General features: G+C 62.6%; 1 protein-coding gene. It reads right to left on the bottom strand.

The features are described from left to right. Positions 1–1,947 (bottom strand): 1-deoxy-D-xylulose-5-phosphate synthase (gene dxs, locus CSR02_RS12390; protein WP_244176993.1); only part of this gene is annotated, 1,947 nt, incomplete at both ends.

The following is a 1,947-nucleotide window of genomic DNA, read 5'->3' as shown; positions in this document are numbered from 1 at the left end:
CGATGCCCAGCGCGCTTAGAGCGGTTCCGACGATGTGTGGTGCGGAGAGTCCGGCCTCGGCGTATTGGGCGGCCTGTGTGTTATGGTCGATGAAGCGATCGGGCAGGGTGAGGGGGCGGAAGCGCACGTTGTCCAAAAGGCCGGTGCGGGCCAGATGATGGCCGACAAGGGAGCCAAAGCCGCCCTCGGAGCCTTCCTCAATCGTGATCAGCACTGCGTGATTGCGAGCCAGATTTTCCACCAGCTCCGTATCAAACGGCTTGGCAAAGCGGGCATCGGCCACGGTGGGCGGCAGGCCACGGGCGGCCAGCATGTCTGCAGCTTTCAGGCACTCGGCCAGACGCGGGCCAAGAGAGAGAATGGCCACGCCGCCCTTTTCGGGGCCAGACTGTCCACCCATTTCACGGATGATGCGGCCCTTGCCAATTTCCAGCGGCGTGCCCTCGGCAGGTAGGTCCAGCCCAAGCCCACCCCCACGTGGGTAGCGCAGGGCAATCGGGCCTTCATCAAACAGGGCGGCGGTGGCTGTCATGTGCAGCAGTTCCAGCTCATCCGATGGGGCCATGATGGTCATGCCCGGCAGGCAGCCCAGATAGGCGATGTCGAAGGAGCCGGCATGGGTGGCACCATCGGCCCCCACAAGGCCAGCGCGGTCAATGGCAAAGCGTACGGGCAGCTTCTGCAGCACCACGTCATGCATTACCTGATCATAGGCGCGCTGGAGAAAGGTGGAATAAATGGCGCAGAACGGCCGCAGCCCTTCCGTGGCCATGCCAGCGGCAAAGGTGACGGCATGCTGCTCGGCAATGCCCACATCAAAGAACCGGTCTGGATAGGCCTTGGCAAAGGCATCCAGCCCTGTGCCAGATGGCATGGCGGCGGTAATGGCGGTAATCTTGTTGTCCGTTGCTGCGCGGCGTGTGAGCTCGCGCGAGAAGACGGATGTGTAGCTTGGCGGGCCGGCAGGTCCCTTTTTCTGCTCACCGGTGACCACGTTGAACTTGGCAACGGCGTGATACTTGTCTCCGGCTTTTTCGGCTGGCTGGTAGCCATGGCCTTTTTCCGTGATGACATGCAGCATGATGGGGCCGTTATCCGTATCGCGCAGGTTGCGCAGGATAGAGACCAGCTGCGGCAGATCATGCCCATCCACGGGGCCCACGTAGTAGAAGCCCAGCTCCTCAAACAGCGTGCCGCCGGTAATCATGCCGCGGGCATATTCATCGGCCTTGCGGGCCGTACGTTCCACAGGGGCGGGCAGTTTTTTGACGAACTTGCCTGCCAGTTCGCGCAGCCCCATGAACTTGCGTGAGGACATCAGCCGCGACAGGTAGTTCGACATGGCCCCCACAGGCGGGGCAATGGACATCTCGTTGTCGTTGAGGATGACAATCAGCCGCTCCGCACCGGGGCCGGCCACGGCGGCGTTGTTCATGGCCTCATATGCCATGCCGGCGGAAATGGAGCCATCGCCAATTACGGCAATCACGTTGCGTTCGCGGTAGCTGGGGTCTTCCTCCGCCCGCAGGTGGTGGGCCACAGCCATGCCTAGCCCTGCGGAAATGGAGGTGGAGGAATGGGCCGCGCCAAACGGATCGTATTGGCTTTCTGCCCGGCGGGTAAAGCCGGAAAGCCCGCCCGGCTGGCGCAGGGTGCGGATACGCTCACGCCGGCCGGTCAGAATCTTGTGCGGATAGGCCTGATGCCCCACGTCCCAGATCACCTTGTCATCAGGCGTGTCAAACACTGCATGCAGGGCAACCGTCAGCTCCACAACACCCAAGGAGGCCCCAAGGTGCCCCCCCGTGGTGGAAACCGCGTCCACCGTTTCGGCCCGAAGTTCATCCGCAACCTGCTTGAGCTGCTCAACCGAAAGGTTGCGCAGGTCCGCAGGATACTGAACCCGGTCCAGCGCAGGAAAACGCCCTAACGTCGGAATCGGTGAAG

Origin of the sequence: Acetobacter pomorum (assembly GCF_002738225.1) — a bacterium.
Taxonomy (GTDB): Bacteria; Pseudomonadota; Alphaproteobacteria; order Acetobacterales; family Acetobacteraceae; genus Acetobacter; species Acetobacter pomorum.
The sequence above is the reverse complement of the archived record's forward strand: the minus strand, read 5'-3'. Positions and strand labels throughout refer to the sequence as shown.